At 73.8% G+C, this 23,723-nt stretch carries 15 protein-coding genes and 2 pseudogenes; 4 read left to right on the top strand and 13 right to left on the bottom strand.

Going from position 1 to position 23,723, the window contains the following annotated elements:
* Nucleotides 1-5: 5 nt before the first annotated feature.
* Nucleotides 6-1,436 carry a type VII secretion integral membrane protein EccD gene (gene eccD, locus EF879_RS22575; RefSeq protein WP_123561847.1) on the bottom strand — a complete coding sequence of 477 codons (1,431 nt, stop codon included), beginning with the start codon at nt 1,434-1,436 and terminating at the stop codon, nt 6-8.
* A 290-nt stretch (nt 1,437-1,726) separates the two neighbouring features.
* On the opposite strand from eccD, the gene eccCa reads away from it, so the two are divergent.
* Together eccCa and mycP are read left to right on the top strand one after the other, a co-directional pair.
* The gene (gene eccCa / locus EF879_RS22570) at nt 1,727-5,689 is read left to right on the top strand and encodes a type VII secretion protein EccCa (RefSeq protein WP_123562038.1); all 3,963 of its coding nucleotides are present in this window, start codon (nt 1,727-1,729) and stop codon (nt 5,687-5,689) included.
* Nucleotides 5,690-5,835: 146 nt separating this feature from the next.
* Nucleotides 5,836-7,134 (top strand): type VII secretion-associated serine protease mycosin, encoded by a 1,299-nt coding sequence (gene mycP / locus EF879_RS22565; RefSeq protein WP_370375548.1) that lies wholly within the window; start codon nt 5,836-5,838, stop codon nt 7,132-7,134.
* Between the two features lie 55 nt (nt 7,135-7,189).
* On the opposite strand, the gene EF879_RS22560 is transcribed toward mycP, so the two are convergent.
* The 6 genes from EF879_RS22560 to EF879_RS22535 all read right to left on the bottom strand — a co-directional run bounded on the left by EF879_RS22560 (nt 7,190) and on the right by EF879_RS22535 (nt 13,242).
* On the bottom strand, nt 7,190-8,368 hold the full coding sequence (locus EF879_RS22560) for a MarP family serine protease (RefSeq protein WP_123561843.1): 1,179 nt from the start codon (nt 8,366-8,368) through the stop codon (nt 7,190-7,192).
* Between the two features lie 177 nt (nt 8,369-8,545).
* Nucleotides 8,546-9,313: a CoA pyrophosphatase gene (locus EF879_RS22555; RefSeq protein ID WP_123561841.1), complete on the bottom strand. Its 768-nt coding sequence runs from the start codon at nt 9,311-9,313 to the stop codon at nt 8,546-8,548.
* Nucleotides 9,310-10,077, bottom strand: coding sequence for a redoxin domain-containing protein (locus tag EF879_RS22550; RefSeq protein ID WP_370375547.1), 768 nt, complete (start codon nt 10,075-10,077; stop codon nt 9,310-9,312). Before EF879_RS22550 ends, EF879_RS22555 begins: the two co-directional genes overlap by 4 nt.
* Before the next feature lie 50 nt (nt 10,078-10,127).
* A complete protein-coding gene (gene nth / locus EF879_RS22545; RefSeq protein WP_123562032.1) occupies nt 10,128-10,946 on the bottom strand; it encodes an endonuclease III in 819 nt (272 codons plus the stop codon).
* Nucleotides 10,947-11,148: 202 nt separating this feature from the next.
* Complete coding sequence (locus EF879_RS22540; protein WP_123562030.1) at nt 11,149-12,210, bottom strand: CapA family protein; 1,062 nt, start codon at nt 12,208-12,210, stop codon at nt 11,149-11,151.
* 285 nt (nt 12,211-12,495) lie between these two features.
* Nucleotides 12,496-13,242, bottom strand: coding sequence for an adenosylcobinamide amidohydrolase (locus EF879_RS22535; protein ID WP_123561839.1), 747 nt, complete (start codon nt 13,240-13,242; stop codon nt 12,496-12,498).
* Nucleotides 13,243-13,594: 352 nt separating this feature from the next.
* On the opposite strand from EF879_RS22535, the gene EF879_RS22530 reads away from it, so the two are divergent.
* The gene (locus EF879_RS22530; RefSeq protein WP_123561838.1) at nt 13,595-14,272 is read left to right on the top strand and encodes a Crp/Fnr family transcriptional regulator; all 678 of its coding nucleotides are present in this window, start codon (nt 13,595-13,597) and stop codon (nt 14,270-14,272) included.
* A 209-nt stretch (nt 14,273-14,481) separates the two neighbouring features.
* Nucleotides 14,482-15,360 (top strand): DMT family transporter, encoded by an 879-nt coding sequence (locus EF879_RS22525; RefSeq protein ID WP_123561836.1) that lies wholly within the window; start codon nt 14,482-14,484, stop codon nt 15,358-15,360.
* Nucleotides 15,361-15,702: 342 nt separating this feature from the next.
* Here EF879_RS22525 and EF879_RS22520 read toward each other — a convergent pair whose 3' ends face one another.
* From EF879_RS22520 to EF879_RS22495, 6 genes and pseudogenes are all read right to left on the bottom strand, one after another.
* Nucleotides 15,703-16,482 (bottom strand): transporter substrate-binding domain-containing protein, encoded by a 780-nt coding sequence (locus tag EF879_RS22520; RefSeq protein ID WP_123561834.1) that lies wholly within the window; start codon nt 16,480-16,482, stop codon nt 15,703-15,705.
* Nucleotides 16,483-16,602: 120 nt separating this feature from the next.
* Nucleotides 16,603-18,342 carry a serine/threonine-protein kinase gene (locus tag EF879_RS22515; RefSeq protein ID WP_199736571.1) on the bottom strand — a complete coding sequence of 580 codons (1,740 nt, stop codon included), beginning with the start codon at nt 18,340-18,342 and terminating at the stop codon, nt 16,603-16,605.
* Nucleotides 18,343-18,403: 61 nt separating this feature from the next.
* Nucleotides 18,404-18,856, bottom strand: a complete 453-nt coding sequence (locus tag EF879_RS22510; protein ID WP_123561830.1) for a hypothetical protein — start codon at nt 18,854-18,856, stop codon at nt 18,404-18,406.
* Nucleotides 18,857-19,176: 320 nt separating this feature from the next.
* Nucleotides 19,177-21,195: pseudogene (locus tag EF879_RS28890) on the bottom strand (adenylate/guanylate cyclase domain-containing protein); the annotation flags it as partial.
* Between the two features lie 126 nt (nt 21,196-21,321).
* Nucleotides 21,322-22,896 (bottom strand): annotated as a pseudogene (locus EF879_RS28885) (adenylate/guanylate cyclase domain-containing protein); the annotation flags it as partial.
* On the bottom strand, nt 22,893-23,714 hold the full coding sequence (locus EF879_RS22495; RefSeq protein WP_123561828.1) for an MBL fold metallo-hydrolase: 822 nt from the start codon (nt 23,712-23,714) through the stop codon (nt 22,893-22,895). The gene EF879_RS22495 and the pseudogene EF879_RS28885, both read right to left, overlap by 4 nt.
* Nucleotides 23,715-23,723 lie beyond the last annotated feature (9 nt).

Genomic DNA, 23,723 nt, shown 5'->3' with positions numbered 1-23,723 from the left:
GCGGCTCAGCCGACCAGGCCGCGGGCCCGGCCGTACAGGCCCAGCACCGCGCAGGCGATCGGCACGACCGCGACCACCATGAGGGTGTCGAGGATGTCCGCGGCGCGGCCGAGGTACGGACCCGGCTCACGCTTGGAGTACGTCGCCCCGGCGGCGACCACCACCAGCGCCGTGGCCAGCCCCCCGGCCGCCAGCAGGAGCAGGCCGGTCTGGTCGACCCGCAGCAGCAGCGCGATCCCGAGCACCACCGAGGAGACCACCCCGGCGGCCACCAGCGGGACCCGCTGCCGGATCGTGACGAAGAGTCGGGACCGCAGCAGGAGGGCGGCGGCCGAGACCGCGACCATCAGGCGGCCGGCGAGTCCGCCCGAGACGACCAGCAGCAGCGCGGCGGCGACCGCCAGCACCGCGTGCCCGACCAGCATCCCGGTGAGCATCTCCTCGGTCCGGGCGACCGCGGCGAAGACCCGCGCCCGGTCCGGCCGCTCCCGGGGTCCGAGCTGGCTGCCGGGGCTCGCCGCGGTGAACGCCTCGGCCGCCTCCGCGCCGGTCGGCAGCGTGATCGGCGGCATCGGCAGCTTGCCGAACCGGATCGCCAGCAGCGGCAGCAGCCCGATCGCGCAGACGAGCGCCGCCATCAGGATCGCGGCCGCCCCGCCGGCGGTGAGCACGAAGCCGAGCAGTGCGGTCAGCGCGCCGAGCAGGCCGACCGAGACGCCGGCCGCGAAGACCCGCAGACTGGACGCCACCCCGACCATCCCGAGCACGGCGATCAGCAGGAGGGCCACCGAACCGGCCAGCGCCTCCGGTGCGCCGAGCCAGCGGAGCGGGCCGACGACGCCGACCGGATCGCCGGAGGCGACCAGGAGGGCGCCGCCGAAGAACGCGAACGGCATCGCGTACGCGCCGAGGGCGCCACCCGCGATCGCGTCACCGTACGCCCGCGAGGCGACCACCGCACCGAGCATGAGCAGGACGGCGGTGCCGAGCGCCACGAACGTGCCGAGCTCCCACCCCGGGCCACCGGCGACCACGGCGAGCAGCCCGACGGCGAGCAGGCCACCCGCCGCGCCCAGGGTCGCGATCCGGGTGTTCCGACCCGCCCAGGCGCTGCCCCGGCGCCGGGCACCGTCGGCGATCGCCTCGACCACGTCGTCGTACTCCAACTCCGGCCACTGCGCCCGGGCCGGCACCAGGTGCAGCACGTCACCGTCGCGCACGCCCTGCGGCAGCAGGGCCTTGCCCGGGGCGAGCGGTTCGCCGTCGGTACGCCGCAGCAGCCAGCCGCCGTGTTTCTCGCCGTCGTCGGCGAGGCCCTCGCCAGCGTGCCGAAGCACCTCGGGGAGAAGTTCGGCCAGCGGCAGGTGCTCGGGCAGCGCGACGTCGATCCGTCGTTGCGGCGCGCTGATCGTGACGCGGGCAAGCCCGGTACTCATCGACAGTCCTCCATCGAGGGGGCAACCCATGGCTGCACGGACGACCGCACTTTACCTAGGATGGTGCTCGCTCGTCCGACCGAGCACCAGGACATCCGCGACGCGAGGCGTCGCATTCGCCCGCCGGCACCGGATCACTGCTCTAACGGCGCGGCTTAAGGGGAGGTCTTAATGGACACGGGGAACCCGCGGCCGGGCGATGCCGGGTGCGCCCGACGGCGCGGTACGGCGCCCGGGACGCACGCCCGGTCACAGCGCGAAACCGCAGGTCGGTGTGGCGGAGGTGTGTGGTGAGCACGATCGTCATCAAGCGCCCGCCGCGCCGCCCCGCCCCGGAGATCCCGACCGGCGAGCTGGTGGTGGAGGCGCCACCGGAGATTCCCCAGACCACCGGCGGCCGCTGGCAGCAGCTGATGATGGTGCTGCCGATGCTCGGCGGCTCCGTCGCCATGGCGATGATGTTCGGGCGCGGCGGCGGCACCTACTCGTACATCGTCGGCGCGATGTTCGGCATCTCCTCGCTCGCCATGGTGGCGTCGTCCTGGGGCAGCGCCTCGGGTTCGCCGAAGAAGTCGGAGATGATGGCGGCCCGCCGGGAGTACCTGCGGCACCTGGCGACCCTGCGTCGCAAGGTCCGGGAAACCGCCGCCAAGCAACGGGAGGGCCTCTTCTACCGGCACCCCGACCCGGCCCAGCTCTGGTCCACCGTGGGCAGTTACCGGGTCTGGGAACGCCGCCCCGGTGACGCGGACTTCGGGGTGGTCCGGGTCGCGGTCGGCCCGCAGACCCTCGCCACGCCGCTGGTGCCGCCGGTGACCCGGCCGCTGGAGGACCTCGAACCGATGACCGCCGGCGCGCTGCGCCGGTTCCTCGACGCGTACTCGGTGGTGCCCGACCTGCCGGTGGCGCTCTCGATGCGGGGCTTCGCCCGGGTCTTCATCCGTAGCGGCCCCGGTCACCGCGACCCGGCCGGCGGCGAGGCCCAGGCGCTGGCCCGGGCGATGCTCACCCAGCTCGCGGTCTTCCACGCCCCCGAGGAACTGCTGATCGCGGTCTGCGCCGGCCCGGAGCGCCGGGCCCGCTGGGAGTGGGTCAAGTGGCTGCCGCACGCCCACCACCCCACCGAGGTCGACGCGCTCGGCCCGGTCCGCCTCGTCGCCAGCTCCGGCGCCGAACTGGAGAAGCTCATCGACGACGTGGTCGGCAACCGGTCCCGGTTCAGCCTCTCCGGCCCGGCGACCGACGGCCCGCACGTCGTCATCATCCTCGACGGCGGCGACCTCAACGGCGCCAGCTACCTCGGCGGCGACAGCGGCATCGACGCGGTCACCATCATCGACCTGGAGAGCCCGCCGCCGCGGCTGCTGGACCGCGCGATGCTGGTCCTGGAGATCGCGGGCGGCCGGTTGCACACCTACTCGATGGACGGCCAGGCCGAGGTCGGCACCCCGGACCGGCTCAGCGTCGAGGAGGCCGAGGCGGTCGCCCGGCGGCTCGCTCCGCTCCGGCTCGCCGCCGCCTCGAAGGCCTCCTCCGACGCCCCGCTCGCCACCGAGATGACCCTCGGCGAGCTGCTCGGCATCGGCGACCCGGAGAACTTCAGCGTCGCGCAGGCCTGGGCGCCGCGCCCCAACCGTGACAAGCTGCGGGTGCCGATCGGCGTCGGCGCGGAGGGCGGCGCCATCGAACTCGACCTCAAAGAGTCCTCACTGGACGGTATGGGCCCGCACGGCCTGCTGATCGGCGCCACCGGTTCCGGCAAGTCCGAGCTGCTCCGCACCCTCGTCCTCGGCCTCGCCACCACCCACTCCTCCGAGGTGCTCAACTTCGTCCTGGTCGACTTCAAGGGTGGCGCCACCTTCGCCTCGCTGGACCGGCTGCCGCACACCGCCGCCGTCATCACCAACCTGGCGGACGAGCTACCCCTGGTCGACCGGATGGTGGACGCGATCAGTGGTGAGCTCAACCGCCGGCAGGAACTGCTCCGCAAGGCGGGCAACTACCCCAACATCATCGAGTACGAGCAGGCCCGGGCCGGCGGCGCCGCGCTCGCGCCCCTTCCCTCGCTCCTGATCATCTGCGACGAGTTCTCCGAGCTCCTCACCGCCAAGCCCGACTTCATCGACCTCTTCGTGCAGATCGGTCGGGTCGGTCGGTCGCTCGGCGTACACCTGCTGCTCGCCTCGCAGCGGTTGGAGGAGGGCCGGCTGCGCGGTCTGGACACGCACCTGTCGTACCGGATCGGTCTGCGGACCTTCTCGGCCCTGGAGTCCCGGGCGGTGCTGGGCGTCCCCGACGCGTACGAGCTGCCCCGCGCGCCCGGCCACGGTTACCTGAAGTACGGCACCGAGCCGCTCCAGCGGTTCAAGGCGGCGTACGTCTCCGGCCCGTACCGGAAGGCCAGCGCGGGCGGCCCCGGTGCCCAGGGCTACACCGGGCCGAAGCTGCTGTCGTACTCGACCCACTACGTCCCCATCCCGAAGCCGGCGGAGCCCGAGAAGCCGCAGCCGGCCAAGGAGGACCCCACCGCGCCGACCCTGCTCGACGTCATGGTCAACCGGCTGGTCGGCCAGGGTCCGCCGGCCCACCAGGTCTGGCTGCCGCCGCTGTCCAAGGCGCCGGCCCTCGACGAGATCCTCGGTGCGGTGGTCACCGACCCGGTCCGCGGGCTCACCTTCGGCAACCCCGAGCTGCACGGCGCCCTCCAGGTGCCGGTGGCGCTGGTCGACAAGCCCTACGAGCAGCGGCGTGACCTGCTCTGGCTCTCGTTGGAGGGGAGCGCCGGGCACGTCGCCGTGGTCGGCGGCCCGCAGTCCGGCAAGTCGACCGTGCTCCGGACCCTGATCTGCGGGCTGGCGCTGACCCACACCCCGGCCGAGGTCCAGGTCTACTGCCTCGACTTCGGCGGTGGCTCGCTCGGCTCGCTCCGCGACCTGCCGCACGTCGGCGGGGTGGCCGGCCGGATGGACGCCGCCGCGGTCCGGCGTACCGTCGGCGAGATCACCACCCTGCTCGCCAGCCGCGAACAGAGCTTCGCCGAGCTGGGAATCGAGTCGATGGCGGCGTACCGCAAGCGGCGGGCCTCGGCCGGCGGGGTCGGGGTCGGCGCTGACCCGTTCGGCGACGTCTTCCTGGTCGTCGACGGCTGGCCGACCCTGCGCGGCGAGTACGAGGACCTGGAGGGGCCGATCACGGACCTCGCCACCCGTGGTCTCTCCTACGGTGTGCACGTGGTCGCCACGGCGCCCCGCTGGATGGACTTCCGGCCGGCGATCCGGGACCTCTTCGGATCCCGGCTGGAGCTGCGCCTCGGTGACCCGACCGACTCGGTGATCGGCCGTCGGGCGGCGGCGAACGTGCCGCAGATCCCGGGTCGGGGCATCACCGCCGAGCAGTTGCACTTCCTCACCGCGCTGCCGGAGCTCGCCAGCCTCGGTGGGCAGACGCCGGCGCTGGTGAAGGCGGTCGCCAGCAACTGGAGCGGCGCCCGGGCGCCACGGGTCCGGCTGCTCCCGCCGGTGCTGTCCTACACCGACCTGGACATGAGCGGGACCTCCGGACTGCGGATCCCGATCGGCATCGCCGAGACGGACCTCCAGCCGGTGGTGGTCGACTTCGCCACGGAGCCGCACTTCCTGCTCTTCGGCGACGCGGAGTGCGGCAAGTCGTCGTTCCTGCGGGCGCTGGCCGTCTCGATCACCAACCGGTTCGCTCCCGAGCAGGCCCGGGTAATCCTCGTCGACTACCGGCGCAGCCTGCTGGGTGCGATCCAGACCGACCACCTGATCGGCTACGGCACCGCCGCCGCCGGCACGTCCGAGCTGATCGAGTCCGTCGCGGGCTACATGCAGCGCCGGCTGCCCGGCCCGGACGTCACCCCGCAGCAGCTGCGGGACCGGTCCTGGTGGCAGGGGCCAGAGCTGTTCGTGCTGGTCGACGACTACGACCTGGTCGCCACCGGCCCGAACAACCCGCTGATGCCGCTGGCGGAGTACCTCCCGCAGGCCCGGGACGTCGGGTTGCACCTGGTGATCACCCGGCGTTCCGGCGGCGCGTCCCGGGCCCTCTACGAGCCGATCATCCAGCGGCTCCGGGAACTCGACTCGCCCGGCCTGGTGATGTCCGGCAACAAGGACGAGGGCGCGCTGATCCAGGGGGTACGGCCGACGCCGATGCCGCCCGGCCGGGGCCGGATGGTCACCCGGAAGGAAGGAGTACGACTCGTCCAGCTCGCGTACCTGCCACCGTCGTGAGCCGGCGCCGATGTGGCACACGGAAGGGGGATGCGGGCAGATTCGTCCCAGCAAGTCCCGAGGTTTCGCCCCGCGACGGGGGTGAAACGGGGTAACCTCCGTGCATCATGTGTCCCGCGGGGTGAAATGGCGAGGCTGTGACCAGGCTGCCGCATCAACACCACCGTGTTGCCGCCCGGCTCGCCGGGACGGCGGTGCTCGCCACGGTGGGGATCGTCGCATCGCTGGCCGGCCCAGCTCCGGCGGTCGTCGCCGCGCCGTCGCACCCCGCCGCCGTGCCGGTGCGGCCCGTCGAGCTACCCGTCAGGACCGACGCCATCCGCGACGAGCAGTGGCAGTTGGACCTGTTCCACGCCAGGGACGCCTGGCGGGTGTCGACCGGCAAGGGCGTGATAGTCGCGGTCATCGACTCCGGGGTGGACGCCAGCCACGCCGACCTCGCCGGGCAGGTCCTGCCCGGCATCGACCTGGTCGCGGGGGTGGGTAACGGCTGGAACGATCCGGTCGGACACGGCACCACGGTGGCCGGGCTGATCGCCGGTCGCGGCGACGACAGCCGGGGCGTGGTCGGGCTCGCTCCCCAGGCCAAGATCCTGCCCGTCCGGGTTCTCGACGAGGAGAACCGCTACGACGACGCCCTGATCGTCGCGAAGGGTGTCCGGTGGGCGGTGGACAACGGTGCCCGGGTGGTGAACCTGTCTCTCGGCGGCACCGGCGACAGTCCCGCGCTGGCCGCCGCGCTCGACTACGCCTTCGCCCGGGACGTGGTGGTGGTCGCCTGCACCGGCAACATCGGCTCGTCGTCCGGCACGGGTGTCTGGTATCCGGCGCGAGAGCCGGGAGTTGTCGCCGTGACCGGGCTTGAGCGGCAGAGCGACGCTCTCTGGTCCGGGGCGATCACCGGCCCGGAGACCGTCCTCTCGGCCCCGGCGACCGGCCTGACCGGCGCCCGACCCGGCGGGTTCTGGCGGATCCAGGGGACGAGCTTCGCCGCGCCGCTGGTGGCCGCCGCCGCCGCGCTGGTCCGCTCGCACTGGCCCGAGATGTCCGCCGCCGACGTGGTCAACCGGTTGATCAGCACCGCCCGGGACATCGGAGCCCCCGGTCGGGACGACCTGTTCGGCTTCGGTGTCGTCGATCCGGTCGCCGCGTTGAACGGCGAGGTCTCGGCCGTCGATCGCAACCCGCTCGACGACGGCGCGGCGCCGCCGGGCGTCGCCGGCTTCGGCGCCGCGCCCGGTTACGAGTCGACCACGGAGCACGCGGACGACCGGCGGGGCGAGGTCGGCACCGCGGCCTCCGGTCGCTCGGCCACCTGGACCGCGGAGCCGGCGACCGACCGGAGTCGGCTGTCCGGTCTGGCCGCCGGAGGCGGCCTCGTGATCCTCGTGGTCGTCGGCACCACCCTCGCGGTCCGCCGCCTCGGCCGGCGCCCGACCGACTGACCTCGCCGGGCACCGCCCGGCGCCGGCGGGTTGGAACGAGTACCGGCGTGTCCGCTCAGGTGCAGGCGCCGGTGCTGGTTGCCCGGGTCCGGTCCAGCCCGGCCGCCGCGGCCGGGCGAGCCTCGTCGGCGGTCACCGCGAACCCGGTGTTACGGTCGTCGGCCGCCGCCGCGAAGATCACCCCGAGCACCTTGCCGTCCGGGGCCACCAGCGGCCCACCCGAGTTGCCGCTGCGGACCAGGCCCCGGATCGTGTAGATCTCCCGGACCACCCGCCCCGACTCGTAGATGTTCGGGCCTGGGATCTCGCCGACGTCACGAATCCGGGCCGGCTGCGCGTTGTACGGTCCGTCCAGCGGAAACCCGAGCACGATGGCGTCGTCCTCGACCGCCGCCCGGCGCGTCGCGAACGGCATGGCCGGCGCCGACAGGTCGGGTACGTAGAGCACCGCGAGGTCCCGGTCCGGGTCGTAGACGACCACCCGGGCGTTGTACCGGTCGCCGTTCACCTCGATCGCGACACTGCGGGTGCCGGCGACGACGTGCGCGTTCGTCATCACCCGTTCCTGGGCGTAGACGAAGCCGGAGCCTTCGATCCGCCGGGAGCAACTGGGCGCGTTCCCCAGAACCTTGACCACGGAGCGCCGACCGTTCACCACCACCTGCGAACCGGCCAGCGCCGGATCAGGCGACGCCACCTCGCGGGACCGGGTCGGTGCGAGCCCGCCGAAGACCTCCGGGAAGCCGTTGGTGTCGACCGCGTCCCGCAGTGCCCGGGACAGGGCCTCGGCCTGCGGCGGCAGGCTCCGGTCCACCACGCCGAGCAGCGCGCTGTTGCGTACGGCGCTGTTCAGCCAGGGAAGCGAGGAGGAGGCCAGGGGTACGGCGACCAGCCACGCCACCAGCAGTACGGCGAGCATCGAGACGATGGCGCCGCCGATGTCGTCCAGGGTGCGGCCGGTCCTGCTGCTGATCGCGTGTCGCAGGTGTGAGCCGAGCCAGCCGGCGGCGGCCTGGCCCAGGACCGCCAGCCCGAAGACCGCGACCAGGGCCACCACGACCCGGAGCGCGCCGCTGGAGAACCGCTCGGCAAGGAACGGGGCGATCTGCAGCCCGACCAGCGCGCCGCCGAAGAACCCGGTGAAGGAGAGCAGCCCGATGACGAAGCCCTGCCGATATCCGCTGATCGCGAACAGCAGCATGAGCAGGATCAGGACGACATCCACCACCGACACCCGTTCAGGGTACGGGGGAAAACTGGGAGTTCACCCAGCCGCGAGCCAGCCGGCCCGGAACCGCCCGGCCCGCCGGGCACGGACGGCGACGCGGACGCCCGACCGTTCCCGGAGCCGGTCTGCCGGACGGTGTCGCCACCCGCCGGCCCGAGGTGCCGGTCGGTGTCGCGACGCCGGTCAGTGCGAGGTGCCGGTCGGTGCCTCCACGCCGGTCGCCGACGTCCCCGAGCCGGTCGGCGTTCCGCCGCCGGTCACCGACGACGCCGGACCGCTCGGCTCGGCGCCGGCCACCGCTGCCGTCGCACCGGTCGTCGGTGGCAGGTCCAGCACCCGGTCCGGCGACCAGGGCCGGGCCCACCCCGCCATCTCCAGCAGGGCCGCCAGCACTCCGGCGGTGAACCCCCAGACCAACATGCCGCGCACCTGGAAGGCGGGCCCGATCCAGCCGCTGGGGTGACGTACCCGGACACGGTTGGCCGGATCGACCAGTTCGGCAACGGGGAGCCGGACCACGTGCGCCACCTCGGCGGGTTCCCGGGGATGCACCGGATGGGGGCGGTGCCACCAGGCCAGCACCGGGGTGACCACGAAGTTGCTGACCGGAATCCACAGCCGGGGCAGCTCGGCCAGGACGGTGACGCTCCGGGGGTCGAGCCCGACCTCCTCGTACGCCTCTCGCAGGGCGGTCGCCGCCGCATCCGCGTCACCCGGGTCGCAGGCCCCACCGGGGAAGGCGGGCTGACCGGCATGGTTCCGGAGCGTGGCGGCCCGCTGCATGATCAACACGTCCGGCCCGTACGCCGTATCCTCGCCGAGCAGGACGAGGACGGCGCTGGGCCGCCCGCCGCTACGCGGGGTACGGATCCGGGTGAAGTCCTCGGCCCGGGCCGACCGGACCCGGGCGAGCAGGGGCTCGCACCAGGTGGGAAGGTGGCGCTCGGTCACGACGGCACCGTCACCCCCAGATGTTCCCGCACCAGGCGGGCGAGTTTCGCGTCATCGAGCGCACCCGTCTGGTCCTGGTGCCGGATCCGGCCCTGCGCGTCCACGAAGAAGGTGACCGGCAGGAGCGGGCGCGCGGCGTGGCGCAACAGTCGCTGGTCGGGGTCGAAGAGGCTGGGGAAGCGGAGGCCGAGGTCCTCACCGATCGACCGTGCCGCGGCCCGGTCGTCCCGGGTGTTCACGCCGATCACGCCCACCGCTCCGTTGGCCCGCGCGAAGAGGCGCTGAAACGCCGGCAACTCCTTGCGGCACGGCGGGCACCAGGACGCCCAGAGGTTAATCACGGCGGGACCCCGCAACGCACCCACCTGGATCTCGGTGTCGCCGACGAGGCAACGCAGGGACAGCGTCGGCAGGGACCGCACCGGCGTGACCTCGGTCGGTCCGGTGCTTCCGACGGTCGTCGGCGGGGTGGCGCCACCGCCCGGACCGTCCCCGCCGGTTGCCGGCCGGGCGTTCTCGGACGCGGTCGTCCCGCCGGCCGGCGGCGCGACGCTGCCGTCCGGCGTGATGCGCCGCTCCGGCCCGGGGCTCCCGTCCGGCCCCGACGACCGCGTGGTCGGGGGCGCGGTCAGCGTGGTGCAGTCGGCGAATCCGGTCGTCGGGCCGTCCTCGGTGGCTGCGGCGGATCCCGGGGCCGGCGGGTCGGCGCCCGGACAGCCGGTGGTGAGCAGCAGCGCGGCGACGAGCGCTCCACCGAGCAGCAGGAGCCGGCCCGGTCGGCGATCGGTCCGGCGACCGTACGCGGGTCGACGGCTCACGGCACGTCGTCCACGGCAACGGCCTTCGCCGGCACGAGTGCGGGGTCGAGCCCGGCCTGGGAGGCGAGCTCCCGGGCCCGGGGCCCCTTGAGCAGCTTCGCCGCGGTGACCGGGTCGGTGGGCCCGGTGCCGTACGAGGGGCAGAACCGCGCCAGCGTGCAGGCACCACAGGCGGGCTTGCGGGCGTGGCAGACCCGGCGTCCGTGGAAGATCACCCGATGCGACAGCATGGTCCAGTCACGCCGTTCGAAGAGCGCACCGACCGCGTGTTCGATCTTGACCGGGTCGGTCTCGGTGGTCCAGGCCCAGCGCCGGACCAGCCGCTGGAAGTGGGTGTCGACGGTGATCCCCGGAACGCCGAAGGCGTTGCCGAGGATCACGTTCGCGGTCTTGCGGCCGATCCCCGGCAGGGTCACCAGGTCGACCAACCTGCCCGGCACCTGGCCGTCGTACCGCTCGACCAGATCCTGCCCGAGCCTGATCAACGCATTCGCCTTGTTTCGGAAGAACCCGGTCGGCCGGATCATCTCCTCCAGCTCTGCCCGGTCGGCGCCGGCGTAGTCGGCGGCGGTCGGGTACCGGGCGAAGAGTTTCGGCGTCACCTCGTTGACCCGCTGGTCGGTGCACTGGGCCGAGAGGATGGTGGCGACCGCGAGTTGCAGCGGTCCCTCGTGGTTGAGCTCGCAGTGGGCGTCGGGATGGGTCTCGGCCAGCAGCCGCCCGATCCGCCGGGCCCGCCGCTTGCGCCCGAGATCGGATTCGACGGTACGCCGCGACGGCGGCGAGCCGACCCGGGCCGCCCTGCCGCCGACCACCGCGGCGCCGCGGGCGACCGAATCGTCTGTCGTGCTCACGCCGGCCAGCCTACGTCGCCGCGCCGGGACCGCCCGCCACGCCCGGCCTCCGGGCCCGCCGTTCCCGGCCCTGCCGGCGTGTCCCGGCCGGCCGGGACACCGCCGATCCGTCGCCCGGCCGGTCCGGGCGGCCCGTCAGCCGCCCGGCACCGACGCGTCGTCGTCAGGTCTCGTCGTCGGGCGGCGAGATCTTCCCGTCGGCCGAGAACCGGGCGCCGGTTTTCGGGAAGTCCGCCTCGGACAGCTCCCGGGCCAGCCCCAGGGCCCGCTTCTGCCGGTCCATGGTCGGCTTCCCCGCGTCGTTCATGTACGTGGAGATGAGTTCTCCGCCGACCCAGGTCCCGTCGGCCGCGAGTGACACCTTGAGGATGGCGCCCCAGCCGAGCCGCCCGTTGTTGCTGAGCGTGTTTCCGCCGCCGGCGAAGTTGCCGAGGCTGTACGCGATCAGCCGGCCCTTGTAGAACTCCAGTCCCCGGAGCACGTGCGGCCCGTGCCCGACGATCAGGTCCGCACCCGCGTCGATCATGGCGTGGGAGAACTTGATCGGGTCACCCCGGTTCTCGCCGAGGAACATCTCGGTGCCGGGGCGTACCCGGGTCTTGTCGGAACCCTCGCCACCCATGTGCACCTGCACCACGACCAGGTCCGCCATGGTGCTCGCCTTCTGGATGACCTTCTTCGCCGCACTGATGTCGATCAGGCTGTTCGACCAGGGGTACGATGAGAAGCCGGCGACCGCCACCTTGACGCCCTCGACGTCAACCACGGTGATCTGGTCCGGCGCGCCGGTGTGCAGCAGGTCGTACTTCTCCAGCGCCTTCTGGGTGTTCTCGTAGCCGGCCTCGCCGTAGTCGTACCCGTGGTTGTTGGCCTGGTTGAGCAGCTCGAACCCGGCGTCGGCCAGGTGGGCGGCGTACGACGGCGGGGCACGGAACTGGAAGCAGCGGGTCGAGTTGGCGCCGCACTTGGAGGTGCCGGTGTCGTCGGTCAGCGGCTCCTCCAGGTTGCCCATCACGAGGTCGGCGGCGAGCGCCTTCTTGACCGAGTCGAAGAAGCCCTTGCCGCCGTTCGCCGGCAACCGGTTGGGCGCGTTGCCCATCACGATGTCCCCGGTGGCGGACATCGAGATCACCTTCGGTTTCGACTCGCCGCTGGGCGAGGGCGCGGCGGAGCCGGAAGGATCGGTGGCGGCGGTCGTCGGCCCGGACGCCTCGTCGCCCGTCATGTCGACGAACGCCACGCCGGCCACGCCGGCGCCGAGGAGCACCGCCAGTACCGCGATGACCACCAGCGGGGTCTGTCGGCGGGAGCGCCGCGCCGGGCGGCGGGACGTCGGCATGGTCGGATCGTTGTCATACATCGCCCGCAGACAGTACCTGGACCGGGCATTCGGGGCGACACCCGTCAGGCCGGAATGCCACCTCCGATCCGGCAGGTGCCGCAATCCGGGCTCGGGGTGGCTGGTGCCGGGTGCCGCCGGCAGCGCTCGCCGCGCACCGTGCGGCCACCCTCACGGGCGGGCGGTGCCGGCCCGGGCTGGCTGGTCCGACCAGGGTACGCAGGGCGTGGCGCCACCGACCCGGACCGCCTGACAGGCTGCCCGGGCCAGGGGCGCGCCCCAGCGCGAGCGCGGGCCGCCGTACGGGGCGGCGGGGCCGTCGGGCGGGCAGAGCACGGTGACCGCGTCGGTGGCGGTGCCGGTGGCGGGCAGGCCCAGTTCCCTGAGCGCCTGCGCCTTCGCCTCGGTGATCGTGGCGACGGCGTTGACCAGGGCGGCCTCGCTGAGCCGTACCGGCAGCCGGGCCACGATGTTGACCGTGCCCACCGGCCGGGCCGGTTCGTCCGGGCGGGGCGACGGCGTCGATCCGCCGGTGCCGGCCTCGGTCGGGGGGTCGGCGACGTCGACCGGGGTGGCCGGGGCGGCCGCCCAGATCGGGGCACCGAGCCCGACGGTGGCCCAGACCCGGACTCCGGTGTCGCTCGCGGTCACCACCTCCGCCACGTCGACGCCGGTCAGCAGCCCGACGCCGGGTCCGCGCAGGTCGAGCCGGTCGGCCAGCTCACTCAGGTGGACGTCCGGGTCGTCCCGCCGGTACGTCATCGGCACGGTCGCGTTCAGCACCCAGTGGCGTACGCCGATCCCGCCGCCGAGCGGGCCGGAACTGATCGCCAGCGCCGGGGTGGCGAGCCGCCACACCAGGACGGGGATCTCCCACCCCTCCTCGAAGCGGGTGGTCAGCACCGGTTCGGACCACACGGCCCGACCCTACGAGACCGGCCCATCCACCCCACCGTCGCCTCCGCGCGTCCCTCCCGCCGTGCCTCCGCGTGTCGACCGCCACAATCGGACGGGACACCGACGTTGGTCAATGTCGATTCCCGACGCGCCCGCCCCACGCCGGGGGCGCTCCGAGCTTCCCGGTCGGTGACAGGTCGGGCCGAACGGGACGTAATCGCTGGTCAATGGCGCGGGTGCCGACCCGCCACAGATCAAGATTCCAGGGGTGCGGCTCCGATTACTCTTCACATGCGCCTAGACTTGGCGGCGCGCGGCGGATCACCGACCGGGATTCGGCCGGGGCGACGGCCCGCGTAGGCGGAGGTGCGCGATGGACGAGGTACTGGCCCGCAGCGGAATCTTCCAGGGTGTCGACCCGGAGGCTGCCGAGGCGCTCGCGAAGGAGATGGAGACGGTCGAGTTCCGCAAGGGCGAGGTCGTCTTCAACGAGGGCGAGCCGGGCGACAGCCTTTATATTGTGCTGAGCGGCAAGATCAAGGTTGGTCGACGTGCCGCCGACGGTCGGCAGAACCTGATCGCCGTGATGGGCCCGTCGGACATGGTAGGCGAATTGTCGCTCTTCGACCCGGGCCCGCGTACGGCGACCGCGACCGCGGTGATCGACACCCGGCTCGCCCGGTTGCGCAAGCAGGCGCTACGGCCGTGGCTGAACAACCGGCCGGAGATCGCCGAGCAGCTGCTGCGGGTGCTGGCCCGTCGGCTGCGCCGGACCAACGACAACCTGGCCGACCTGATCTTCACCGACGTACCGGGTCGGGTGGCGAAGAACCTGCTCCAGATGGCGGGCCGGTTCGGCACCCGGGACGGCGGAGTACTCCGGGTCACCCACGACCTCACCCAGGAGGAGATCGCCCAGCTCGTCGGCGCCTCCCGGGAGACCGTCAACAAGGCGCTCGCCGACTTCGCCTCGCGCGGCTGGCTGCGACTGGACGGCAAGAGCATCATCATCCTCGACCCGGAGCGGTTGGCCCGGCGCGCCCGGGTCTGACCGGCCACGTCCCAGCGTCCTTCGCCACTCCGCCGACCGGTCCGCGCGGGTCCGGTCGGCGGTGGCGTACCCGCCCGCCGACGCGGCGACGCACCCGCGGGTCCGTAGCCGACCCGGGCGGCGGTGCGACCGGGGCCCGCGCCACTCCCCACCACTACGATCAAAGATCGTGACGGCGGGGCCGGCACCGCCGGGCGAGGGGAGACCGGTTGGGTTGGGGCAGTGTGGTCAGGCTCGGGCTGCTCGCCCTGCTCTGGGGCTCCGGCTTCCTCTGGATCAAGCTGTCGCTGCGCGGCTTCACGCCGGTACAGATCGTCGTCGTCCGCCTCGTCCTCGGCACGGCCGTGCTGATGCCGGTCGCGCTGGCCCGGGGCCTCCGTCCGCCGGCGGGGCGCCGCGTCTGGGTGCACCTGTGCGTGGCCGCCCTGCTGGCCACCGTCATCCCGTACACGCTGTTCGGCCTCGGTCAACGGACGGTCGGGTCGAACGTCGCCGGGGTGCTCAACGCCACCACGCCGGTCTGGACGCTCCTCACCGCGTTCCTGGCCGGCACCGACCGGGTCACCAGCGTCCGCCGCGGCCTCGGCATCGCGCTCGGCTTCGCCGGAACCCTCCTGATCTTCTCGCCCTGGCGGTCGGCGGGCGACATCACGAGCTGGGGCGGACTGGCCTGCCTCGTCGCCTCCGCCAGCTACGGCGTCAGCTACGTCTACATGGGACGCTTCCTGACCAACCGGGGAACCCCACCGCTCATGCTCGCGGCGAGCCAGCTCGCCGCGGGTGCCGGGCTCGCGCTGCTCGCCGTACCGGTCGCCGGGCTGACCCCGCCGGTCTGGCGGGCCGACGCGGTGGTGAGCCTGGCCATCCTCGGAATCCTCGGCACCGGCGTCGCGTACCTGCTGCACTACCGGCTGGTAGCCGACGAGGGTCCCACGGCGGCCTCGACCACCACGTACCTGCTCCCGGTCGTCGCGGTGCTCCTCGGGGCGCTCGTCGTCGACGAGCCGACCACCCCGACGATGCTCGGCGGGATGCTGCTGGTGCTCGGCGGGGTGGCCCTCGCGCAGCGGAGGCCGGCGCACCGGTAGCCGCGTCGCCGGACCGGTGGCCGGGTCGGCCCGAACCCCGAACGGCCGCGGGATGGAGTACCGTCTCCTGTGGACATCGCCTGGGCCGGATCCGGAGACCCGGCCCAGCACGGGAGAGCGGGGTGACCGACCATCAGGTGATCACCCCGCCGGGATCACTCGCCGTCGAGTTCGACGTCGAGGCCGATCTCCTCCAACGCGTCCTCGAGGTCGTCGAGAGCCTCCTCGATCTCTTCCACCGGATCGTCCATGCTGCGTTGACCTGCCTCTCGTCGAGTGAGCCATCCATCGGCTTCGCACCCCGCGAAGTAGCGCACAACGTACTATCCGCGCAAATGAGCGTCAACGGCCTGTCCGGGTACTGTTCGTGACATCCGCCTGAACGTCGTTGGTACCGGCACCGCACCGGCGCGTAGACGGCATGTCGACGATCCCGAGCTGCGTCGGATACCGCGAGCGGAAACCGGCGAGGATCGTCTCATCCGAGCTGACCGCGTCGTACCGGCCGGCCAGGATGCCCTTCACGCAGTCCTCCACGGTCTTGACCACCCGCGCCTTGACCTGGTGCCGTTCCAGCTCGGCCTCGGTGGTCGAGCCGCCGCTGGTGCAGATCCGGTGCTCGGGGCGACGCAGGTCCTCAATGGTCCGGATCCGGTCCCGCATCGTGACCGGGATCATCACCTCCTGCGTCGTCACGAAGTACGGTCCGGCGAAGCTGACCAGCTTCTCGCGCTCCTCCGTCATCGAGAAGCTCGCCACCACGATGTCGACCCGGCCGCTCTGCAGGGCGGGCACCCGGTCCTCGGTGGCGAGCTGGATGAACTCGATCCGGTCGTCGCCGGCGTACCCGAGCGAGGCCGCGATGTAGCGGGCGATCTCGATGTCGAAGCCCACGAACTCGCCGTCTTCCAGCACACCCATCAGCGGCTCGTACTTGGCCACACCGATCTTCAGCTTGCTCTGGCCGAAGATGTGTGACTCCCGGAGCTTGTCCTGGACGGAGGGAAGCTCCGAGGTGCTCCGGCTGTCGCAGCCCGCCCCGACGGCGAGCACCAGTGTGGCGACAACCGCCAGCGTCCTGGTGACCTGCTGGATCCGGTCACGGCGTGACTGGTCGCTCATCCTCGGCCTCCACGGAGGAACGCGAGCACTCAGCGTAGCCGCCACCGTCCAGTCTGGTGGTCGATCAGCGCGACCAGCGGCGCGGCGGAGTCCCGGAAGCGCGGTGCACCGACCGCGGGCTCAGCCGGCCGCGAGGGTGGGTCCGGAGAGGCCGTCGACGCCCCGGCCCGCCAGGCACCGGAAGGTCCGGTCGGGCGAGTCGGCCGCCGGCGGCAGCACCTCGAACCGCCATCCGTCCAGGCTGATCAGCAGGGTGGTCAGGTGAAACACCTGCGGGCTGCAGACCTCCCGGACGGTCGGGTCGGCCCGTACCGCGGCGTGGTCGGTCGGGTCGGTCCCGGCCGGCAGATCTCCCTCGGCGTACGCCTCCCAGGTGTGCCGTCCGGTGCACGGCACCATCTCCGCCTCCGCCCGGCCCAGGCGGACGACGACCGGGCCGAAGCATTCCAGCTCGGCCGGACAGCGCGCTCCCGCGGGGAGCGGCACCACGCAGCCACGCAGCGCGCCCGCCGGAACGGCCCGGCTGACACCGGGGCTCGCCGGAACGCTGGTGTTGCGTCCCCCGCCGCTCGGAGACGGGTTCGGGGCGGCCCGGCTGGCGGCGTACCAGGAACCGCCGGCGAGCGCGGCCAGCAGGACGAGGGCGCCGAGGCCGCCGAGAAACCAGTAGAGGGGGCGGCGCTGGGAACGGTTTCGCACCGTCGGGTGCAGATCGGCGTACGGCGTGCCGGATCGCGGCTGCGGCGCGGTGTAGGAACGGGAGAGGTAGACGGCGGGTGGTGCGCCGCCGGACACCGGCGCCCCGGAGACCGGGGCGCCCGGAGCGGGGGCGCGGGGCGGGCCGACCCCGACGGCGCCCGGCACCGCCGATCCGGAGACGCCCACCGGCTCGGTGACGTCGTCGGGCCTCGCCTCGCCCGGCGCGCCGGGCACGGGCGCTGCCGGAACGGTGGCGGGCACGCCGGAAACGGGCGCCGCAGGACCACCGGAGACCGGTGCGGGCGGGACCGGTCCCGGTGAGACCGGCACGGCCGTGGTCGCGGGGGAGATCGGCGGGACGCCGGTGTCGGGGCTGTCGAGCGAGACCGCCGCGAGCAGGTCGCGCAGTTGCGCCGCGGTGGGCCGGTCCGCCGGGTCGTTGGCCATCCCGTGGCGGAGCAGGTCCAGCAGGCTCGTCGGCACTCCCGGCAGCTCGGGGATCGGCTCGGCGAACAGTTCCATCAGGGTGAGCAACCCCGGGTTCCGGTCGGCCTTCCACCGCGGCGGCTTCCCGTGCATCACCGCGTAGAGGGTCGCGCAGAGCGCGTACACGTCGACCGCCGGGGAGGGCGGGCTGTGGCGGAACACCTCCGGCGGCGCGTACGCCGGGGTGAGCGCCTCCAGGGTGACCGCGGGATCCCGAACCTCGGCCAGCACGGCCAGCCCGAAGTCGGCCAGCGTGGCGTCGTTAAACCGGGAGTAGAGGATGTTGCCCGGCTTGACGTCCCGGTGCAGCACCCCAAGCTGGTGGGCGTCGGCGAGCGCGTCGGCGATCTTGACGCCGACGTCGCGCGCCTCGGCGGCGGTCAGCGGCGAGGTTCGCATGCGGTCCGCGTACGACCCGTCGCAGAGCTCCATGATCAGGTACGGGTGCTGATCCTCGGTGACTCCGACGTCGAAGAGGTCGACCACGTGGGGGTGGGACGACATCTGAGCTGCCGCCCGCGCCTCACGGAGAAACCGGCGCTGGTCGCGTTCGTTGTCGAGCGTGCGGTTCTCCACCTTGACCGCGACCTGGCGGCCGACGGATTGTTGGATGGCCCGGAAGACGGTGGCGTAGCCACCCCGGGCAATGACGTTCAGATCTGTCAGACCGGGCACGACGGGCAAAGGCAGGGCGCCTCGTGGAGTCTCGGTCACAGCATCGAAAATACCGAAGACCTCAGACGGTTCGACCCCCCGCACCGCTGGCTGTTACCGGCTGGTTGCCATTTCGACGCCGGTCGAGCCACAACCCGACCCCGGTGGCGACGGCCCCGAGCCCCTCCCAGAGCGCCACGCCGAAGAACCCCGCCGGCGCCACCCCGGTCAGCACCGCGGTGGTGAAGACGGCGAAGGTGACCAGCCGGAAAACCACGGTGAACCGGAAGAACGGTCGCCACTCCGTGGCCGCGGCGAGGAGGTAGTAGACCCCCATGTTGAACGAGGCCATCGACGACGCGATCACGAAGGTCCTGGTGTAGTCCCCGACCGCCCGCTCGTCCGGCGCGAGGACCTCGAAGCCGAGCATCCCCAGCACGGCCTCCGGACTGATCAGGCCCACGGCGCCGAGCAGCAGGGCCAACCCGCCGAAGACCGCGATCGTCCAGGCGGCGACCGTGCGGGGCAGTTTCATGGGGCGGATCCTCCGAGCCGGCCCCGTCCGCTATGGACGGAAGAGATTCAGGCTAGCGCCTGACCGGGCTGCGCGGAATCCCCCAGCTCGAACGAGCCCGTACCACCGGCGGCCCGCACCTCGTCCAGCACGCCGCGCCGCGGCTCCACCGCACCGGAACGCTGCCGGACAATCACCGCTCCGCCCGGCTCACCCGAGCCCGACGTCAACCCGTCGGCGTCGACCCCCTCGGCCGACGCCGACGCCTCGCCAGGCACCCCGACCGCACCCTCCGGCCGCGCACCGTCCCCAACCAGTGCCTCGGTTTCCGGCGGCGCCCCGGCGGCGAGCCGGACCCGCAGCCGCTCCGCGCCGGCCCGCTCGCTGATCTGCTGCGTCGCGTACGCCAACCGGACCGCCTCCTGGGCCGCGGCACAGGCCTCCACCGGCTGCCTGGCGGCGGCCAACGCCTCGGCAAGCACCTCCGTGGCGATCACCCGGCTGCGAATGTCCTCCCCGGGGGCCTCGAGCGCCCGCCGGGCCCACTCCAGTGCCGCCGCCACCTGCCCGTCGGCCAGCAGCGCGGCGGCGTACCGCGCCAGGGCATGGCGGCGGGAGAAGAGCACCGACGGTGGCGCGTCGGCCGCGACGATCGGGTCGAGCAGACGTACCGCGTCCGACGCGTTCCCCTCGGCCAGCCGGCTCGCGGCGAGCAGCAGCTGCGGGCCGAGCTGCACCAACACCAGCGGGGTCTGGGACTCCACGGCCGCCAACACGGCCTCGGCGTCCCGGGCGGCCGCGGCCGGGTCCCCCCGCTCCAGCGCCACCAGCCCACGCAGCGTGCCGGCCAACCCGGTGAGCAGCGGATGCGAGGTCCGCCGGGCGTACCCGAGGGCGTCGGTCAGCAGGTCGGTGGCGTGCTCCGGCTCGCCCAGCCCGCGCGCCACCGCCCCCCGGACGACCAGTGCGAAGCCGCGCCCCCAGTCGTCCGAGACCGCGGCGAAGTCCCGGTACGCCCGCCGCGCCTCCCGGTCGGCCTCGGCCAGCTCGCCCAGCTCGGCGGCGGCGAACGCCTCGACCGCCCGGAGCGTGCCCACCGCCCACGCCTCCCCGACCCGCTCGCCGAACGGCAGGAAGACCCGGGCCAGCCGGCGGGCCTCGCCGAGCTGACCGGCGAGGAGCCGGGCGAAGGCGCTGGTGCCACGAACCCACGCCTCACCCACCGGGTCGTCGATCTCGGCGAAGAGCTGGCTCGCCCGGTCGAGTACGGCGTCCGTGCCGGCGAAGTCGCCCCGGGTGGTGGTCACCCAGGCCAGGTTCTGCAACGACCAGGCCTGGCCGCGCGGGTCGTTGGCGGCGAGGTTGACCTGGTACGCCCCGGCGAACCGGCTGCTCGCCTGGCTCAACCGGCCGGCGACGAAGTCCACCATCCCCAGCCGGCGCATCGCCGAGGCCCGGGGACCGGGGAGCTCGGCCTCGGTCGCCACCCGCAGCGCCTCCTGCCACGCGTCCACCGCCTGGGCCTGGTTGCCCTGCGCCTGGTACGCCTGACCGAGCACCAGCAGTGCCCCGGCGCGTACGGCGACGTCGTCCCCGGCGTCGACGCAGATCTTCTCGGCCAGGGCGAGCGCGTCGGCGGGCCGCCCCACCTGGAGCAGCGCCCGGGCGTGCACCAGCCGGGCGTCGCCGGGCACCACGTCACCGGCGAGCCGGGCAGCCCGCTCGGCGTACTCGACGGCGAGCGCCGGCTCACCGGCGGCGAGGGCCCGGCGGGCGGAGCGGGTGAGCGCCGCCACCCCAACCGGTCCGATCCGCCGGGCCGGCGCGTCGGAGGGCAGGTTGATCTCGTCGGCGAGCGCGGCGGCGCGCTCGGCGTGCTCGGCGATGAAGGCGTCCCGGTCCGGCTCGGACATCCTGGCCGGCCCCGCGCCGAGCTGACCGTTCCGGTCGGACTGGCCGGCGGTGTCCGGCGCCGCCCACTCGGCGAGGGCGGCGTGTCGATCGGCGAGGTCGGCCTTACCGATCCCGGCGTACGCCGCCTCCCGCATCAGCGGGGTGGCGAAGAGGTAGCCGTCCCGGTTGCGGTGCAGCATGCGCCGCTGGAGCAGCTCCTCCACGGCACGTTCGAGTTCTACCGCGACGACCGCGGCCGGCCGGCCCTCCCGGCCGGCCCGGCGTTCCCGCAGCATCTCCAACGCCCCGGCCGGCACCGTGTCCCCCACCACCGCCGCGTCCCGCAGTGCGGCCCGGGCGTCGGGAGGCAGCGCGTCGATCCGGGCCGCCAGCACCGCGGCGAGGTCCCGGGAAAGCAGCCGGCTGCCGAGCGAGCCGGGCACCAGCCGCCAGGGCGTGCCGGGCCCCGGACCGACCCCCGGCGTCCCGGCCTCCGCGCCGCCCGGTCGGCGGCCCGACCCGGTCGACGGTCGGGGGGTCGCCCCCGGCAGCCCGGACCTCGTCGGGTCGACCGGGCGGGACGGCTCCAGCACGGTGGTGAGCGCTCCCCGCTCCATCAGCAGGGTGACCAGCTCGGCGAGGTAGAACGGGTTGCCCTGGGCGGTGGCGAGCAGCCGGTCCACGTCGGCCTGGGGCAGCCGTCCACCGCCGAGGTACGCGGTGAGCAGCCGGGCCGCGTCGGCACCGCGCAACGGCGGCAGCGCGTGCACCTCGGCGTCGGCGACCCGGGTCAGCGCGCCGGCCGCCCGGACCAGCTCGGGCCGGCCGAGCAGCAGCACCAGCACCGGCCCGGTGAGCCGGGAAAGCGTCACCCCGAGCGCGTCCACGGTCTCCGGGGTGGCGTTGTGCAGGTCGTCGACGATCACGGTCAGCGGTGTCTCCGCCGCGAGCGCGCTGAGCAGCTCGGCGACGGCGCCGGGGATCGCGTCGGCGGCCGGGGCGGCCTCGTTGGCCGACCACTCGGCCGGGCCGGCCGGCACGGTGCCGGTGGCCGGGGGCAGCTCGGCGTAACCGAGCAGGGCCAGCAGCAGGTCGACGGCGACCGGCGGCGGGTCAGGCCGGTGCCGGGCGAGCCGCTGGCCGAGCCGGCGCAGCCGCTCCTCGACCACCGGCCGGGTGAGCGCGCTGGCCGGGCCGTCGGGCAGACCCACCGCGGCGCGGACCAGGTCGGCCAGCGGGGCGAGCCGGCGCCGCTCCCCGAACGCGGCGCACTTCACCGAGAGGACCCGGGCACCGGTGTGGGTCGCGTACCGGCCGGCGCCGACCTCGTAGCCGGCGGCCAGTCGCTCGACCTCGGCGGCGAACCGGCTCTTGCCGATCCCCGCCTCGGCGGTCATCAGCAGCACCCGGGGCTGGCCCTGGTCGATGACCTCGGCGAGCCGGCCGGCGATCCGGCCGATCTCGGTTTCCCGACCGACGAACGGCGCCTCGTCACCGAGGCCGGAGCGGGTGCCCGGGGCGTCCAGCAGACCCAGCAGCTCGTACGCCTCGACCGGCTCCCGCTTGCCCTTGAGCCGTAGCGGGCGGAGCTGCCGCCAGGAGGCGACCCGCCGGGTCGCCGCCGCGGTCCGGGCGCCGGCGTAGACCGCGCCGACGGCGGCGGCGTCGGCCAGCCGCGCGGCGGTGTTCACGGTGTCGCCGATGACGGTGTACTCGATGGAGGCCTGGATGCCGGCGACGACGTCGCCGGTGTTGAGCCCGACCCGCAGCCCGAGTGGGGCGCCGCCGCCCCGCTCGTCGTCGAGGACCCGCCGCACCGCGCGCTGCATCGACAGCGCGGCCCGGACCGCCCGCTCGGCGTCGTCCTCGTGGGCGACCGGGGCGCCGAAGACGGCCATGATCCCGTCGCCGGTCAACTTGTCGACGTGGCCGCCGAAGGTCTTGACGGCGCCGGCGAGCGCGGCGAGGACCCGGTCGGTGACCGCGCTGACCCGTTCCGGGTCCAGGTCCTCGGACCAGGAGGTAAAATCAGACAGATCGCCGAAAAGGACCGTTACCACCCGCCGCTCCGCCTCCGGAAGGGTGGCGGCGGCGGGGAGCGCGACTCCGCAGTTGTGGCAGAACCGCGCACCGGGTACGGCGACGGTTCCACACACCGGGCAGGTCACGCTGGGTCCAACCCACCGGCCCCCGGGCCAGATTCCCGGTTCGGGTGACTGGTTTCACGCCGCTCCCGCTCGAGATAGGCGAGCTGGGCCCGGACCGACCACTCGGCCGCCGGCCAGAGCACGGGGTCGACGTCCGCGTAGACCGCCGCCACGACCTCGGCGGGGGTGCTCGCCCCGGCCGCCACCGCCTGCCGGACCTGGTCGAGCCGGGCCCGTCGGTGCGCCAGGTAGAACCGTGCCGCGGCGCCGCAGTCGGCCAGCGCCGGGCCGTGCCCCGGCAGCGCCGGAATCCGGTCGTACGTCGTCAGCGTGGTCAGGCTGTCGAGATAGTCCCCGAGGTCGCCGTCGGGGTGGGCGACCACGGTGGTGCCCCGGCCGAGGATCGTGTCCCCGGTGCAGACCGCCCGCTCGCCGTTCGCCTCGATCAGAAAGCAGAGCGAGTCGGCGGTGTGGCCCGGGGTGACCAGCGGTCGGACCGTCAGGCCCGCGACCTCGACCGCGGACCGGTCGGGGCCGACGACGAGCCGTTCCGCGCCGGTCAACGCCAGGAACCGGTCCAGCCCCTCGGCGTGGTCGGGGTGGCCGTGGGTCAGCAGCACCCCGGCGACCGGCCCCCGTGCCGCCACCGCCGCCAGGTGTGCCTCGTCGAGCGGGCCGGGATCGACGACCACCACTCCGGCCGCGCCCGGGACCCCCAGCACCCAGGTGTTGGTGCCCTCCAGGGTCATCGGACCCGGGTTGGGGGCCCGGACCAGCGTCACCCAGCTCGGGAGCTGGTCGGCCAGGGCCGCCGCCGGCGCGGTCACATGCCCGGTCATGGCTGAGAT

Origin of the sequence: Micromonospora sp. HM5-17 (genome assembly GCF_003762835.1) — a bacterium.
Taxonomy (GTDB): domain Bacteria; phylum Actinomycetota; class Actinomycetes; order Mycobacteriales; family Micromonosporaceae; genus Plantactinospora.
The sequence above is the reverse complement of the archived record's forward strand: the minus strand, read 5'-3'. Positions and strand labels throughout refer to the sequence as shown.

What these genes read in the sequence shown, in the direction of transcription:
- EF879_RS22530 (WP_123561838.1), top strand. Translation starts at nt 13,595, where the DNA reads ATGGACGAGGTACTGGCCCGCAGCGGAATCTTCCAGGGTGTCGACCCG.
- EF879_RS22510 (WP_123561830.1), bottom strand. Translation starts at nt 18,856, where the DNA reads ATGAAACTGCCCCGCACGGTCGCCGCCTGGACGATCGCGGTCTTCGGC.
- EF879_RS22495 (WP_123561828.1), bottom strand. Translation starts at nt 23,714, where the DNA reads ATGACCGGGCATGTGACCGCGCCGGCGGCGGCCCTGGCCGACCAGCTC.
- eccD (WP_123561847.1), bottom strand. Translation starts at nt 1,436, where the DNA reads ATGAGTACCGGGCTTGCCCGCGTCACGATCAGCGCGCCGCAACGACGG.
- EF879_RS22520 (WP_123561834.1), bottom strand. Translation starts at nt 16,482, where the DNA reads ATGAGCGACCAGTCACGCCGTGACCGGATCCAGCAGGTCACCAGGACG.
- EF879_RS22540 (WP_123562030.1), bottom strand. Translation starts at nt 12,210, where the DNA reads ATGACGGGCGACGAGGCGTCCGGGCCGACGACCGCCGCCACCGATCCT.